Origin of the sequence: Teichococcus oryzae (genome assembly GCF_008386565.1) — a bacterium.
Lineage (GTDB): Bacteria > Pseudomonadota > Alphaproteobacteria > Acetobacterales > Acetobacteraceae > Pseudoroseomonas > Pseudoroseomonas oryzae.
The window spans coordinates 621403-634028 of sequence record NZ_VUKA01000001.1 but is presented as its reverse complement, the minus strand read 5'-3'; the positions used below and the strand labels follow the sequence as shown (position 1 = coordinate 634028).

Sequence of the window (12626 nt, the reverse complement as noted above, 5' to 3'; positions counted from 1 at the left end):
CCCGGCCAGGGCCATCCCGCCTTGTTGCCGCAGGGAAGCCCGGCATGAAGCGCCGTGGCCTGTTGCAGGCGCTTGTCGCGCCCGCCCTTGTGGCACCGCACCTCGCCCGCGCCGCCGCGCCGGTCGGGTTGACCGATATTCTGGGCCGCCGGGTGAGCCTGGCGCGGCCCGCGCGGCGCATCATCCTCCTGCAGGCACGGCACATCCTGGCCGTCGCCTTGCTGCATCCCGATCCGGTGTCCCTGCTGGTCGGCTGGGGCGATGATCTCCGGCGCATGAATCCACCGGATTACGCGGCCGTGCGCGCGCGCTTTCCCCAGGCGGAGGCCATTCCCGTGATTGGCCGCGGGCTGGCCACCGGCTTCCTGATCGAGAGCATCATGCAGTCCCGGCCGGATCTGGTGGTGTTCAGCCGCGCCCTTCTCCGGCTGCTGGGCGACGGCATGGCGGATCAACTCGCCGCCTTCGGCATACCCTCCGTGGTCATCGATTTCTTCGAGGACCCGATGGCGAACACGCGGCCCAGCATGGCCGTGCTGGGGCAGGCTCTCGGCGCGCCCGAACGCGCGGCGCAGTTCGACAGCTTCTATGCCGGGCAGCTTGACGCTATCTCGGCCCGGCTCCAGGGCCTGCCCACGGCGCGGCCCAAGGTCCTGATCCATGCGCATGCGGGCGGGACGCCCTGTTGCGCCTCGCCCGGGCAAGGCGCCTTCAACACCATGATCCGCTTCGCGGGCGGCCACAATATCGGCGCCGACCTGCTGCCGGGCGCGACCGGCGACCTGTCCCTGGAGCATGTCATCACGCAGGACCCGCGCATCTACGTGGCCACCGGCGGACCTTACGCCGGCCGTGGCGGCATCTCCCTGGGTGCCGGCGTCACGGCGGAAGGCGCGCTGCGCGAATTCGCCGACGTGATCAGGCGCGACCATCTGGAAAGCCTGTCCGCCATCCGTCAGGGCCGCGCCCATGCCATCTGGCACGGCTTCAACGACACGCCTGCGCATGTGCTGATGCTGCAGGCATTGGCCCGCTGGTTCCATCCGGAACGGTGCGGCGACCTGGACCCGGCGGCCACCATGGCCGCCCTCAACGACCGCTTCCTGTCCATACCGATGCAGGGCACGCATTGGGTGGACCTGCCGGCCGGAGCATTGTGACCTTGCGGGAAGGATATTCCTTGTGACGCCATTCATCGCCGAAGCTCGCGCCCATGCCGCCGCACCGGCGGCATTGCTGGAAAAATTCCTGGAGCACATGGTGGAGCACGGCCTGACGGCCGAGGGGCCACTCGCCGCGTCGCAGGTCGCCTTCCCTGGCGGAAAGGCGCTGCTGCGGCTGGAGGATGGCGGCATCGCGCTCCGCATCGAGGCGGAAAGCCTGGATCTGCTTTCGGATGCCAAGGCAAGCGTCGCGGGGCATCTGGAGGCCTTTGCGCCCGACGAGGCTCTCGGGATCGTCTGGGCCGGTGCCGGCGCCGTGCAGCCCGGCAGTCGGCCGCATAATTTCCGCGCCGTCCGTGTTCTGCGAAGCTGCGACATCACGCCGCGCATGCGCCGCATCACGCTGCGGGCGCCGGACCTCCACCGCTTCGAGTCCCGAATGATGCATGTGAAGATCCTGATTCCGGGCGAGGGGTCGGGTCATGGCCCGGATGGGGAGCCCCTTTGGCCCCGGCAAAGCCCGAGCGGGCAGGCGATCTTCGATGGCTGCGCCCTGACGCGCCGGACCTACACAATCCGCCGCATCGATGCCGCCGCCGGCGAGCTGGACATAGACTTCGTTCTCCATGGCGATGCCAGCCCGGGCTCGCGCTTCGCGCTGCGGGCGCGGCCGGGCGACTGGCTGGGGCTCACCGGCCCCGGCGGCGGCGACATCCCCGTCCGCGGCTGGACCATGATGGCCGGCGACGAAACCGCCCTTCCCGCCATTGCCCGTGCCCTGGAGGGCATGGCGCCGGATGCGCGGGGCGTGGCGATGATCGAGGTCGCCGATGCCGCGGAACGGCAGGATCTCGCGCATCCGCCGGGCGTTTCGCTGCGCTGGCTGTTCCGCGACGGCGCCCCTTGCGGCGCCATGTTGTTGCAGGCCGCGCTGGGCCAGGACCTGCCGGAGCATGATGACATCGCGATCTGGGCCGCCTGCGAAGCGGAAACCGCGCGGTCCCTCCGCACCCATTGGGGTGGCCAGGACCGCTTGCGGAAGGGGCGTTTCCGCGCAGCGGCCTATTGGCGCCGTGGTGTCGCGGAAGGAAGCGCGGAAGACGATCAGGACTGAGACCCTTCGCCGTCGCCGGTGAAGCCCGGGGCCGGCTTCCCTGCCGGGGCCGCCCCGCCCTGGCCCCGGCGGTCAGGAATCCGCTGTGATGCCGGCCTTGCGGATCACCGCACCCCATTTCTCGATCTCGGCCGCGAGGAAGCTGCCGCATTGTTCGGGCCCGGATGCCACGATGTCCGCGCCCTGTTCCTCGATCTTGCTTTTCACCGCGGGCTCGTTCAGCACCTGGGTCAATGCCGCGTGCATCCGCTCCACGATCGGGGCCGGCGTGCCGGCGCGGCCGAGCATCGCCCACCAGGTCACCGCCTCGAAATTCCCGAACCCCTGCTCGGCGAAGGGCTTGGTTCCGGGCACATGGCGGCTTTCCTGCCGCGTGGTGACGCCGAGCGGCCGCAGCAGACCGGATTTCAGGTGCTGCGCGACGGCCGGAAGATTGGTCATGAAGAGCGGAACATGCCCGGCCACGGCGTCCTGCGTCGCGGGGCCCGCGCCCTTGTAGGGCACATGGACCATGCGGAACCCGCCATCCTGCTGCAACAGGGTGGTGGACACATGGGAAAGGCCGCCAACGCCGCTTGTCGCGTAGTTCACCGTGTCCGGCGCCGCCTTCGCCGCCGCGACCACATCCTCGAAGCTCCGGTAGGAGGTGGTGTGGTGCGTCACCATGGCCAACGGGCCGGTGGCGATCAGGCTCACCGGAGCGAAGGCTTCCAGCGTGCGGAACGGGAGCTTCATGACGCTCTCATTCGTCGCCTGCGTGTCGTAGACCACGACCCAGGTGCTGCCGTCGGGTGCCGCGCGGGCCGCCTCGATGGCGCCGATGGAGCCCGATGCGCCACCGCGATTCTCGATGACCACGGGCTTGCCCAGCACTTCCTGCAGCCGGGGCTGGAAGATGCGGGTGACGGTGTCGACCGATCCGCCGGGCGGCCAGGGCACGATCATCCGGATCGGTCGGTCGGGCCATGCGCCCTGGGCGCGCAGCACCGCAGGGGCGAAGACGCCGGCCGCCGCGGCGGCGAACAGGCCACGGCGGCGGAAGGGGGGCGCGATCGGAATAGGAGCCATCTGGGTCGAACCTCCGGCGGTTTATTGTTGCCCGGAAGAATGCACTCCGTTCCGCCGGTTTGGAAGCGACCAAAAGATGAGATCAGGCCGGGGCGTGGCGCTTCCTCCTGGCCCCCGCTCCGGTAGATTGGCCTCCACCTCCACCTTCCCTGCGCCGCGCCCGCCTCGGCGGGAAGGGCAGCACGTCGCCGGGCATGCCGCCCCTTCCGCTCAGGAGTTCCGCCTTGTCCCTGGACCTCGCCACCGTGCTTTTCCTGCTGGCGCTGGCGATCGGGATGTTCGCCCTCAACCGGCCCCGCATGGATGCGGTCGCGCTGATCATGCTGGTCGCCCTTCAGCTGACCGGCATTCTGACGGTGCCTGAGGCGCTGGCGGGCTTCAGCGATCCCGGCGTGGTGCTGATCGGAAGCCTGTTCGTCATCGGGGAGGGGCTGGTCAGGACCGGCATCGCCCGCCGCCTGGGAGACTGGCTGGCGGGCCGCGCGGGCGGCAATGGCGGCAGGCTGGTGGCCCTGCTGATGCTGATCGTCGCCGCCCTCGGCTCGGTGATGAGCTCGACCGGGGTGGTGGCGCTGTTCATTCCGGTGGTTCTGCGCATCGCCGCGCGGCTGCGCATGGCGCCCGGCCAGCTGATGATGCCGCTGAGCTTCGCCGCGCTCATCAGCGGCATGCTCACCCTGGTGGGGACGCCACCCAATCTGGTGGTCAGCAGCGAATTGCAGCGGGCAGGGCATGCGGGCTTCGGCTTCTTCAGCTTCACGCCCTTCGGGCTGCCGATCCTGCTGCTGGGCATCGGCTACATGCTGGTTGCGCGCCGGTGGCTGGGCCGGGCGGAAGCGGATGAAACGGCGCATGCCGCCGGCCCCACCCTGTCGCGGCTGGTGGAAGATTACCGGCTGGGTGAATGCGCGCATCATCTCCGCGTCGGGTCCGGCTCTCCCCTGGCCGGACGCAGCCTTGAGGTGCTGCAACTGCACTCGCAGCACGGGCTGAATGTCATGGCCGTCGAGCGGCCGAAGCGTGGCGGCATCGACCTCCTCGATCCCACGGGCGAAACGGTGGTGCGGCCGGGCGATCTTCTGGCGGTCCATTTCACCGGCGCTGCCGAACAGCTCCGCATGGCTGTTGCCGAGCTGGGGCTGCATCCGGTCAACCCCGATGGCTTCGACCCGTCCGGCGAACCCCGCGCCATTGGCCTGGCGGAAGTCATCATCCCGCCGGATTCGAGCCTGCGAGGCAAATCGGTCCTGGAAGGCGAGTTCCGCTCCCGCTTCGGGCTCACCGTGGTGGGGCTGCGCCGCGGCCGCACGGCCTGGAGCGATGGCCTTCTTGAGGAAAGGCTGCAAACCGGGGACACGCTGCTGCTGGTGGGCCCCTGGGAAGCGCTGCGACGCTCGCAGCGTGGCAAGCGGGACTTTGTGCTGCTCAACCACCCGGAGGACCTGGAGGAAATCTCCCCCGCCGCCGATCGCGCGCCGCAGGCCCTGCTGAGTCTCGGGGTGGTGGTCCTGCTGATGGTCAGCGGCCTGGTGCCCCATGTGCTGGCGGCGCTGATCGGCTGTCTGATAATGCTTAGCTTCCGCTGCATCGACCTGGACGGCGCTTATCGCTCCATCCATTGGCCGACGGTGATCCTGATCGCCGGCATGCTGCCCTTCTCGCTGGCGCTGCAGAAGACCGGAGGCATCGCCCTGGCGGCGGAAGGCCTGATCCGGCTGGTCGGGGATGCGGGCCCCCACGCCCTGCTGGCCAGCCTGTTCGCGGCGACGGCAGTGACCGGCCTGTTCATTTCCAACACCGCCACGGCGGTGCTGATGGCGCCCGTGGCCATCGCGACAGCGCAGCAGCTCGGGCTTTCGCCCCACCCCTTCGCCATGACCGTCGCGCTGTCCGCCTCGGCCGCCTTCATGACGCCCGTATCCTCGCCGGTGAACACGCTGGTGCTCGGCCCGGGACGCTACCGCTTCGGCGATTTCGTGCGGATCGGGGTTCCCTTCACCCTGCTCGTGATGGCGGTGACGCTTGTTCTGGTGCCCTGGCTGCTGCCCCTGAAGTGATATCCGCGCCCCCTGGCCCCGCCCCGGTCACCGTGCTCCGGGGCCGGCCACGCGATGGGTCAGCAGCTTGCTCAACTCCCGCAGCCACAGCACCGAACTGGCCACCAACGCGCAAAGCAGCCAATCCTCCGCGCCCAGTGCGACCGTGGAGAAAGCGTCCCGCAGGAAGGGCGTGTAGATCACGGCGACATGCAGCAACAGGGAGAAGCCGATGGCCGCCCACAGCCAGTGATTGGCGAACAGGCCGCGGAAGGCGCTGTCCTCGTCTGACCGGGCATTCAGCACGTTGAACAGCTGGAACAGCGTCAGCGTCGTGAAGGCCATGGTCTGGCCATAGCGCAGGTCGCCCGAGCCCTCGATCATGCCGCCAGGCAGGGACATGTCGAGCACGAGCAAGGTCCCCGCCGCCATGATGAGCCCGACCAGGAAGATGCCGGCCCACATGCGGCGCGTGACGACGCCTTCCCCCCGTGGCCGCGGCGGGCGACCCATCGACCCGCCATCCGCCGGGTCCATCCCCAGTGCCAGGGCCGGCGCGCCATCGGTGACGAGGTTGATCCACAGGATCTGCGTCGCCAGCAGCGGAAGCACAACGCCGCTGCCGCCCGGCGCCGTCAGGCCGATGAAATCGGCCAGCAGCACGCCGAAGAACATGGTGGCCACCTCGCCGATATTCGATGACAGCAGGTAGCGGAGGAACTTCCGGATGTTGGCGAAGATCGCCCGCCCCTCCTCCACGGCGGCGACGATGGTCGCGAAATTGTCGTCCGCCAGCACCATGTCGGCCGCTTCCTTTGAAACATCCGTGCCGGTGATGCCCATGGCGATGCCGATATCGGCGGTTTTCAGGGCCGGCGCGTCGTTCACACCGTCCCCCGTCATCGCCACCGTGGCGCCCGCGCCCTGCAAGGCCTTGACGATCCTCAGCTTGTGCTCGGGATTGACGCGGGCAAAGACCGAAATCTCGCGCACGGTGCCGGCAAGCTCCTCTTCCGGCATTGCCTGCAATTCGGTGCCTGTCACCGCGCGCCCATCCCCGGCGATGCCGAGTTCCGCCGCGATCGCCGCGGCCGTGCGGGGATGATCGCCCGTGATCATGATCGGGCGGATGCCGGCGCCCCTGGCGCGGGCCACCGCCCGCTTCGCCTCGGCGCGGGGCGGATCGATCATGCCGATCAGCCCCAGAAAGACGAGCCCGCGCTCCAATTCCTCGGTCAGCCCGTCCGGGCCGGTTCCGTTGCTGGGCAATGACCGGAAGGCGATGCCCAGGGTGCGCAAAGCCTGGCCCGCGAGATCCTCGTTGGCGCGCATGATGGCCGCCCGGCGCTCCGTTGTCAGCGGCCGCGCCGTGTCGCCGGTCAGTTCATGCGTGCAGCGCTCCAGAAGAATGTCGGGGGCGCCCTTGGTGAAGGCCACCAGCCGGTCCTGCCGCTCGGCATCCTGATGCACGGTGCTCATGAGCTTGCGCTCGGAGGAAAACGGCACTTCCGCCACGCGCCCGAAGCGGGCATCGAGCGCCTCCTTTTCCAATCCCACCTTGCGCGCGGCAACGATCAGCGCGCCTTCCGTCGGGTCGCCCTGGACGGCCCAGCGCCCCGCCTCCGCTTCCTGCAGCACGGCATTGTTGGCGCGGTCCGCAGCCGAGAGCGCGCGCGCCAGCTCCGCCCGCAGCGCGCCCTCGACCACACCGCCATCCGCCCGCCGCACCTCGCCTTCCGGCACATAGCCCGCGCCGCCCAGTTCCACGGCTCCGCTGGCGGTGACGACACGGCGCACGGTCATCTCGTTCCTGGTCAGCGTGCCCGTCTTGTCGGACGCGATGATGTCGGCGGAGCCAAGCGTCTCGACCGCCGCCAGGTGCCGCACGATGGCGCGCCGCCGGGCCATGCGCTGCACACCGATGGACAGTACGGCCGTCACCACCGCCGGCAGCCCCTCGGGCACCGCCGCCACCGCCAGCGCCACGCCGAGGATCAGCACATCGAAGATCGCGCGCGCGCCATGCACGTCCTCGACCAGCAGGATGGTGCCGACCATCAACACCGCGATGGTGATGACAACGATCCCCAGCGTACGGCCAACCCGATCCAGCTCCTTCTGGAGCGGCGTCGTGTCCTCGGGCTCCGCCTTCAGCAGGCCGGCGATGCGCCCCATCTCCGACTTCATGCCGGTGGCGGTGACCACGGCCCGTCCATGGCCATAGGTCACGGCCGTGCCGCTGAAGACCATGTTGGCGCGGTCGCCTATCCCCACCTCCGACGCGATGGCGGCCGTGTTCTTCGACACCGGCAGGCTTTCCCCCGTGAGGGCCGCTTCGGCGGCCTGCAACGCGGCGGAATGGATCAGCCGCGCATCGGCCGGGATGGTGTCGCCTTCCTCGATGACGATCACATCCCCCGGCACAAGCTCGGCCGCGGGAATGCTTTGCTGCTTTCCGTCCCGCAGGACCTTGGCCTGGGCGGCCGACATCTGGCGCAGGGCGGCCACGGCCTGCTCGGCCCTGGCCTGCTGGAAATAACCCATCACCGCGTTGAGAAGCACAACAGCCAGGATGGCGATCGCCTCATAGGGCAGCGCCGCCTCTGGCTCCAAAAGCCAGAGCAGGGCGGAAACCATTGCCGCGATGATCAGCAGGATGACCAGAACATCCTGGAACTGCCGCAGGAATTTCCGCCAGGCGGGAACGGGCGCCTCCGCTCCCAGCTCGTTCCTGCCATGGCGGCGGGCCCTGATCCGGGCTTCATCCGATGACAAGCCGCGCCGGAGGTCGGAACCAAGATCCGCCAGCACCTCGGCAGCCGGGCGCCGGTAGGCTTCCATCGCATCCCGAAGGCCGTTCTCGCTCATATCCGGTGCCCGCCTGTTGTTCCGTGGAGCCGGCCCTTCGCTTCGAGGCAGCCTGGAGGGAACAGATCGCCTCGGCGTGGCCATCATCCCTGTTACTCCTTTTGAGGAGCGGCGTTCAATTCGCCTCGTGGAGCTTCCACCGGCAAGCCCAATGCCGCCGTGGCGTCGCGCGGCGTGAAACAGCGTTGCTCCTGAGGAAAGCGCTGTGCAGCGCCCACAGCGTGACTACACTGCGTGCAAGGAAAGCGCGGGAGGAACAAGAATGGCAGCCAAGGCCGATTCGCCATTTTCCCTGGCGGGGCAACGCATCCTGATCACCGGCGCCGCGGGCGGCATTGGCGGCGCAACGGCGCGGCTGTGCCTGCAACAGGGCGCACAGGTGGTGCTGGCTGACCGTCAATCGCCGGACCACATCGCGCGGCAGGTGGACATGGCGGTGAACTCGTCAGACTGCCATCAGCTGGACACCAGCCGGCGCGTCGAAGTGGAGGCGCTGGCGGCGCGGATCGGGCCAATCGACGGCCTGGTCGACACCGCCGCCATCTGCCCGGAAGATGACTGGATGTCCGAGGATTGGGACGAAGCGCTGCAACGCGTCTTCGAGGTGAATATCCGCGGCCCGATCAATCTGGCCCGTGCCTTCATGCCCGGCATGGCCGCGCGGAAGCAGGGGCGGATCGTGCTTTGCGGCTCCGTGGCCGGCTGGATGGGCGGCATCGTTTCCGGCCCGCACTACGCCTTCACCAAGGGCGGCATCCACGCCTTCACACGCTGGCTCGCACGGCGCGGCGCGCCGGACAATGTGCTGGTGAATGCCATCGCACCAGGCCCTGTCGCCACGGGCATGACAGCGGACAAGGATTATCGCACCGAGAAATACCCGTTGCGCCGCATGGCGGAGCCGGAGGAAATCGCCGCCATGGCCGCCTTCCTGCTGGGCCCTGGCGCCGGCTATGTCGCAGGCGCGGTGATGGATGTGAACGGGGCGGTGCATTACCGCTGAGGCAGCCGCGCTTTCCGCCGTTGCTGGCAGCCGGTGGTTGCCGCAGCGAACAAGGAATTCCGGAGGAGGACGTTTCCTCCTCCGGGACGCTCAACGCGCGGGGCGCATGCCGCCATAGGTTCCCATGGTCGCACCCGCGAGCCAGCCCGCATCGACCGGAAGGTTGATGCCGGTGATGGCGGAAGCATCGTCCGACAGCAGAAAGGCGACGCCTGCGCCGATCTCCTCGGGCTCGACAAGCCGTCCGAGCGGGGCGGCTTCCTTGAGCAGCTCAGGGTTTCGCAGCCCCCGCTCAATGGCCGCGCGCACCGGCGGGGTGGCCACATAGCCGGGTGAAACGGCGTTGACACGCACGCCGGAGCGCCCCCATTCGGCGGCGAGGCAGGTGGCCATGTGCACCGCCGCGGCCTTGGCGGGCGCATAGGCATGCAGCGGCGCGGCACGCGAGGCCGTCACCGATCCGGTGATAACGATGCCGCCGCGACCGCGCCGCGCCATGCGCTTGCCGGCCGCGACGCAGGAAAGATAAACGCCCCGCAGATTGACGGCGATGACGCGGTCGAACTCAGCCATGGGAAGTTCTTCCGGGATGTGGCCAGGCTGGATCACGCCGGCATTGGCGAACAGGGCCTCGACCGGCCCCTGCTCGGCTTCGATGCGCTCGATGGCGGCCTCGGTCGCCTGCTCATCGGCCACGTCGAAGGCAATGGGCGAGGCGCCGATCTCGGCGGCGGCGCTGGCGGTGCGATCGGCATCCAGGTCGCTGATCACCACGCGCCAGCCGCGCCGCGCCAACACGCCCGCCGTGGCGAACCCGATGCCGCTTGCGCCGCCCGTCACCAGAACAACGCGGCCGCGGCCTTCATCTCGTGTCATGGGCTGCATCCTCAAACCGCAAGATAGCGCTGCATGATGGCGTCATTGCCGCGCAATTCATCGATGGTCGCGCTGTAGACCACCTGCCCCTTGTCGATCACCGTGGCATGGGTCGCGATGCCGAGGCAGAAATGCATGTTCTGCTCGGCGATCAGGATGGTGACGCCCATGTCCCGCAATTGCCTGATAAGGTCGCCGATGGCCCGCACGACGATCGGCGCGAGGCCTTCGCTTGGCTCGTCCAGCAAAAGGATGTCCGGGTTGCCCATCAGGGTCCGGGCGATTGTCAGCATCTGCTGCTCGCCCCCGGAAAGGCGGCCAGCCATGCGGTTGCGCATTCCGGCGAGAATGGGGAACACCTCGTAGATGCGCTCGGTGGTCCAGTGACGGTCGCCACGCGGGCCACGCTTCGCGGCGACGATGAGGTTGTCGTCCACCGTGTGTTCCGGGAACACCTGCCGGTCCTCCGGCACGTAGCCAATGCCGGCGCGGGCGACCAGATAGGGCGCCTGGCCGGAAACCGGATGGCCCGACAGCAGCACCTGCCCGCCCCGCGGCGGGGCGATGCCGGCGATGGCCTTGAAGGTCGTGCTCTTGCCAGCGCCGTTGCGTCCAAGCAGCGCCATGGTCTGGCCGCGCTGCACCGCGAGATTGACGCCGAAAAGGATCTGGCTGGCGCCGTAGAAGACATTCGCGCCGCGCATCTCAAGGATCGGCGTGTCCATCGGCTCAGGCCTCCTCGGCGGCGAGCGCCATGTGGTGATCGGTGCCGAGATAGGCATCGATCACATCCTGGTTGCGGCGGATTTCCTCGGGCGTGCCCTGGGCGAGAACGGCGCCGTATTTCAGGACATGCACGGTCTGGGAGATCTTGAAGACGATATCCATGTCATGCTCGATGAAGATCATCGTCAGCTGCTTCGCCTGCCAAAGGCGATGCACCTTGTCGATCATGCGCCAGCGCTCATCCGGGCCCATGCCAGCCGTGGGCTCGTCCAGCAGCAGCACCTTCGGCTCCATGGCCAATGCCAGGCCGATGTCGAGCAGCTTCTGGTCGCCATGGGAAAGATTGGCGGAAAGCACATCCGCCTTCGCGGAAAGCCCGAGCAGTTCCAGCAGCTCCTGCACACGGTCCCTGCTGCCGGAAAGCGGGAAGCGCGAAAAGAGGCCGGCCGAGCGCCGCTGATGCGAGGTGACGGCAGCGGTCATGGCCTCCCTCACCGTCAGGCTGGGGAAAAGGGAGGCCACCTGGAAGGCGCGTGCCATGCCCCGCCGCACCACCTCCAGGCTGGAAAGCCCGACAAGATCCCGCCCCTCGAACAGGATACGGCCGGAATCCGGCCGGATATGTCCTGAGATCAGGTTGAAGAAGGTTGTCTTGCCAGCTCCGTTCGGGCCGATGATGGCCGTGAGCGATCCCGCCGGGAAGTTCAGGCTGACATCGCGCGTCGCCTGCACGCCGCCGAAGGATTTATTGAGGTTCTGTACGTCGAGCATCAGCTCACCGCCTTCTTGGCCGGCTTGGCCTCCAACGCCGCGGCCTCACGCGTGGTGCGGCGGGCCGCCAGCCAGTCGCGTGCGTAATCGGCCACTCCGCGCCGCAGGCCCAGCACGATGGCGAGGATAACGAGGCCCAGGACCAGCCCATGATGTTCCGTGTAGATGGTGACGTAATGGTTCAGCGTCTGCAGCAGGAAGGCGCCGATGACGGGGCCCAGGAAAACCTGCATGCCGCCCAGCATGATCATGAAGATCGCTTCGCCCGACATGGTCCAGAAGGCGAATTCGGCGTAAGCGCCCGAAACGAACAGCGCCATCAGGATGCCCGCCATGCTGGCCATGGTGCCGGCGAGAACAAAGATGCCGAGCTTCATGCGCAGGACATTCACGCCGAGGAAGTTGGCCCGCGCCGGGTTGTCGCGGATCATGCGCAGTGTGTAGCCAAAGGGCGATTGCCAGACCTGGCGCATGATCAGAAGGCAGACGATGAACACCACGGCGCAGAAGGCATAGAGCGTCCCGGCCTGGCTGAGATCGATGCCCAGGAACGCGGGCCGCGGGATGCCGCCCCGCAATCCCTGGTCGCCGCCGGTCACGTCCACCCAGGTCAGGATGATGCTGTGGATGAACATCTGGAAGGCCAGGGTGATGAAGGAGAAGTAGATCTCCTTCAGCCGCACGCAGATGGCGCCGATGACAAGCGCCAGCAACGCCGTGCCCGCCAGGGCACACAGCATCGCCATCGGCACGGAGAAATGGCCGCTCTGCATCAGCAGGCCGAAGCTGTAGGCCCCGGAAGCGAAGTAGGCGGCATGGCCGAAGGAAACCAGCCCCGTGAGCCCGACCAGCAGGTTCAGTGACATGGCCAGCAAGCCATAGGCGATGACATAAACCAGGAAGTCACGCAGCGCGGGTTGCGGGAAAAGCACCGGAAGCACCAGCAAAACGGCCAGCGCCACCGCTGCGATGAAAAGGTCGCGGAGGGATTCCCGGCGCAT

The 12626-nt window shown here is 68.2% G+C and carries 10 protein-coding genes; 4 read left to right on the top strand and 6 right to left on the bottom strand.

Annotation, left to right across the window (positions count from 1 at the left end; genetic code table 11):
- Window positions 1-44: 44 nt before the first annotated feature.
- Together F0Q34_RS02930 and F0Q34_RS02925 are read left to right on the top strand one after the other, a co-directional pair.
- Window positions 45-1160: an ABC transporter substrate-binding protein gene (locus tag F0Q34_RS02930; RefSeq protein WP_149810624.1), complete on the top strand. Its 1116-nt coding sequence runs from the start codon at window positions 45-47 to the stop codon at window positions 1158-1160.
- A 22-nt stretch (window positions 1161-1182) separates the two neighbouring features.
- Window positions 1183-2277 (top strand): siderophore-interacting protein, encoded by a 1095-nt coding sequence (locus F0Q34_RS02925; protein WP_149810623.1) that lies wholly within the window; start codon window positions 1183-1185, stop codon window positions 2275-2277.
- 72 nt (window positions 2278-2349) lie between these two features.
- On the opposite strand, the gene F0Q34_RS02920 is transcribed toward F0Q34_RS02925, so the two are convergent.
- The gene (locus F0Q34_RS02920; RefSeq protein ID WP_241665288.1) at window positions 2350-3345 is read right to left on the bottom strand and encodes a tripartite tricarboxylate transporter substrate binding protein; all 996 of its coding nucleotides are present in this window, start codon (window positions 3343-3345) and stop codon (window positions 2350-2352) included.
- Window positions 3346-3569: 224 nt separating this feature from the next.
- Here F0Q34_RS02920 and F0Q34_RS02915 point away from each other — a divergent pair, with 224 nt between their 5' ends.
- Entirely contained in the window at window positions 3570-5402 is a 1833-nt protein-coding gene (locus F0Q34_RS02915) for an SLC13 family permease (RefSeq protein ID WP_149810622.1), read from the top strand.
- 27 nt (window positions 5403-5429) lie between these two features.
- On the opposite strand, the gene F0Q34_RS02910 is transcribed toward F0Q34_RS02915, so the two are convergent.
- Entirely contained in the window at window positions 5430-8249 is a 2820-nt protein-coding gene (locus tag F0Q34_RS02910; RefSeq protein ID WP_149810621.1) for a cation-translocating P-type ATPase, read from the bottom strand.
- Window positions 8250-8511: 262 nt separating this feature from the next.
- Between F0Q34_RS02910 and F0Q34_RS02905 the strand changes: the two genes are divergently transcribed.
- Window positions 8512-9252: an SDR family NAD(P)-dependent oxidoreductase gene (locus F0Q34_RS02905; protein WP_149810620.1), complete on the top strand. Its 741-nt coding sequence runs from the start codon at window positions 8512-8514 to the stop codon at window positions 9250-9252.
- 90 nt (window positions 9253-9342) lie between these two features.
- On the opposite strand, the gene F0Q34_RS02900 is transcribed toward F0Q34_RS02905, so the two are convergent.
- The 4 genes from F0Q34_RS02900 to F0Q34_RS02885 are packed head-to-tail and all read right to left on the bottom strand — an operon-like array spanning window position 9343 to window position 12626.
- The gene (locus tag F0Q34_RS02900) at window positions 9343-10128 is read right to left on the bottom strand and encodes an SDR family NAD(P)-dependent oxidoreductase (RefSeq protein WP_149810619.1); all 786 of its coding nucleotides are present in this window, start codon (window positions 10126-10128) and stop codon (window positions 9343-9345) included.
- A gap of 11 nt (window positions 10129-10139) precedes the next feature.
- Complete coding sequence (locus tag F0Q34_RS02895) at window positions 10140-10853, bottom strand: ABC transporter ATP-binding protein (RefSeq protein ID WP_149810618.1); 714 nt, start codon at window positions 10851-10853, stop codon at window positions 10140-10142.
- A gap of 4 nt (window positions 10854-10857) precedes the next feature.
- On the bottom strand, window positions 10858-11625 hold the full coding sequence (locus F0Q34_RS02890) for an ABC transporter ATP-binding protein (protein WP_149810617.1): 768 nt from the start codon (window positions 11623-11625) through the stop codon (window positions 10858-10860).
- Window positions 11625-12626, bottom strand: a complete 1002-nt coding sequence (locus F0Q34_RS02885) for a branched-chain amino acid ABC transporter permease (protein ID WP_149810616.1) — start codon at window positions 12624-12626, stop codon at window positions 11625-11627. The genes F0Q34_RS02890 and F0Q34_RS02885 overlap by 1 nt, the downstream gene beginning before the upstream one ends.

What these genes read in the sequence shown, in the direction of transcription:
- F0Q34_RS02920 (WP_241665288.1), bottom strand. Translation starts at nt 3,345, where the DNA reads ATGGCTCCTATTCCGATCGCGCCCCCCTTCCGCCGCCGTGGCCTGTTC.
- F0Q34_RS02885 (WP_149810616.1), bottom strand. Translation starts at nt 12,626, where the DNA reads ATGCGCCGGGAATCCCTCCGCGACCTTTTCATCGCAGCGGTGGCGCTG.
- F0Q34_RS02890 (WP_149810617.1), bottom strand. Translation starts at nt 11,625, where the DNA reads ATGCTCGACGTACAGAACCTCAATAAATCCTTCGGCGGCGTGCAGGCG.
- F0Q34_RS02910 (WP_149810621.1), bottom strand. Translation starts at nt 8,249, where the DNA reads ATGAGCGAGAACGGCCTTCGGGATGCGATGGAAGCCTACCGGCGCCCG.
- F0Q34_RS02895 (WP_149810618.1), bottom strand. Translation starts at nt 10,853, where the DNA reads ATGGACACGCCGATCCTTGAGATGCGCGGCGCGAATGTCTTCTACGGC.
- F0Q34_RS02930 (WP_149810624.1), top strand. Translation starts at nt 45, where the DNA reads ATGAAGCGCCGTGGCCTGTTGCAGGCGCTTGTCGCGCCCGCCCTTGTG.
- F0Q34_RS02905 (WP_149810620.1), top strand. Translation starts at nt 8,512, where the DNA reads ATGGCAGCCAAGGCCGATTCGCCATTTTCCCTGGCGGGGCAACGCATC.
- F0Q34_RS02900 (WP_149810619.1), bottom strand. Translation starts at nt 10,128, where the DNA reads ATGACACGAGATGAAGGCCGCGGCCGCGTTGTTCTGGTGACGGGCGGC.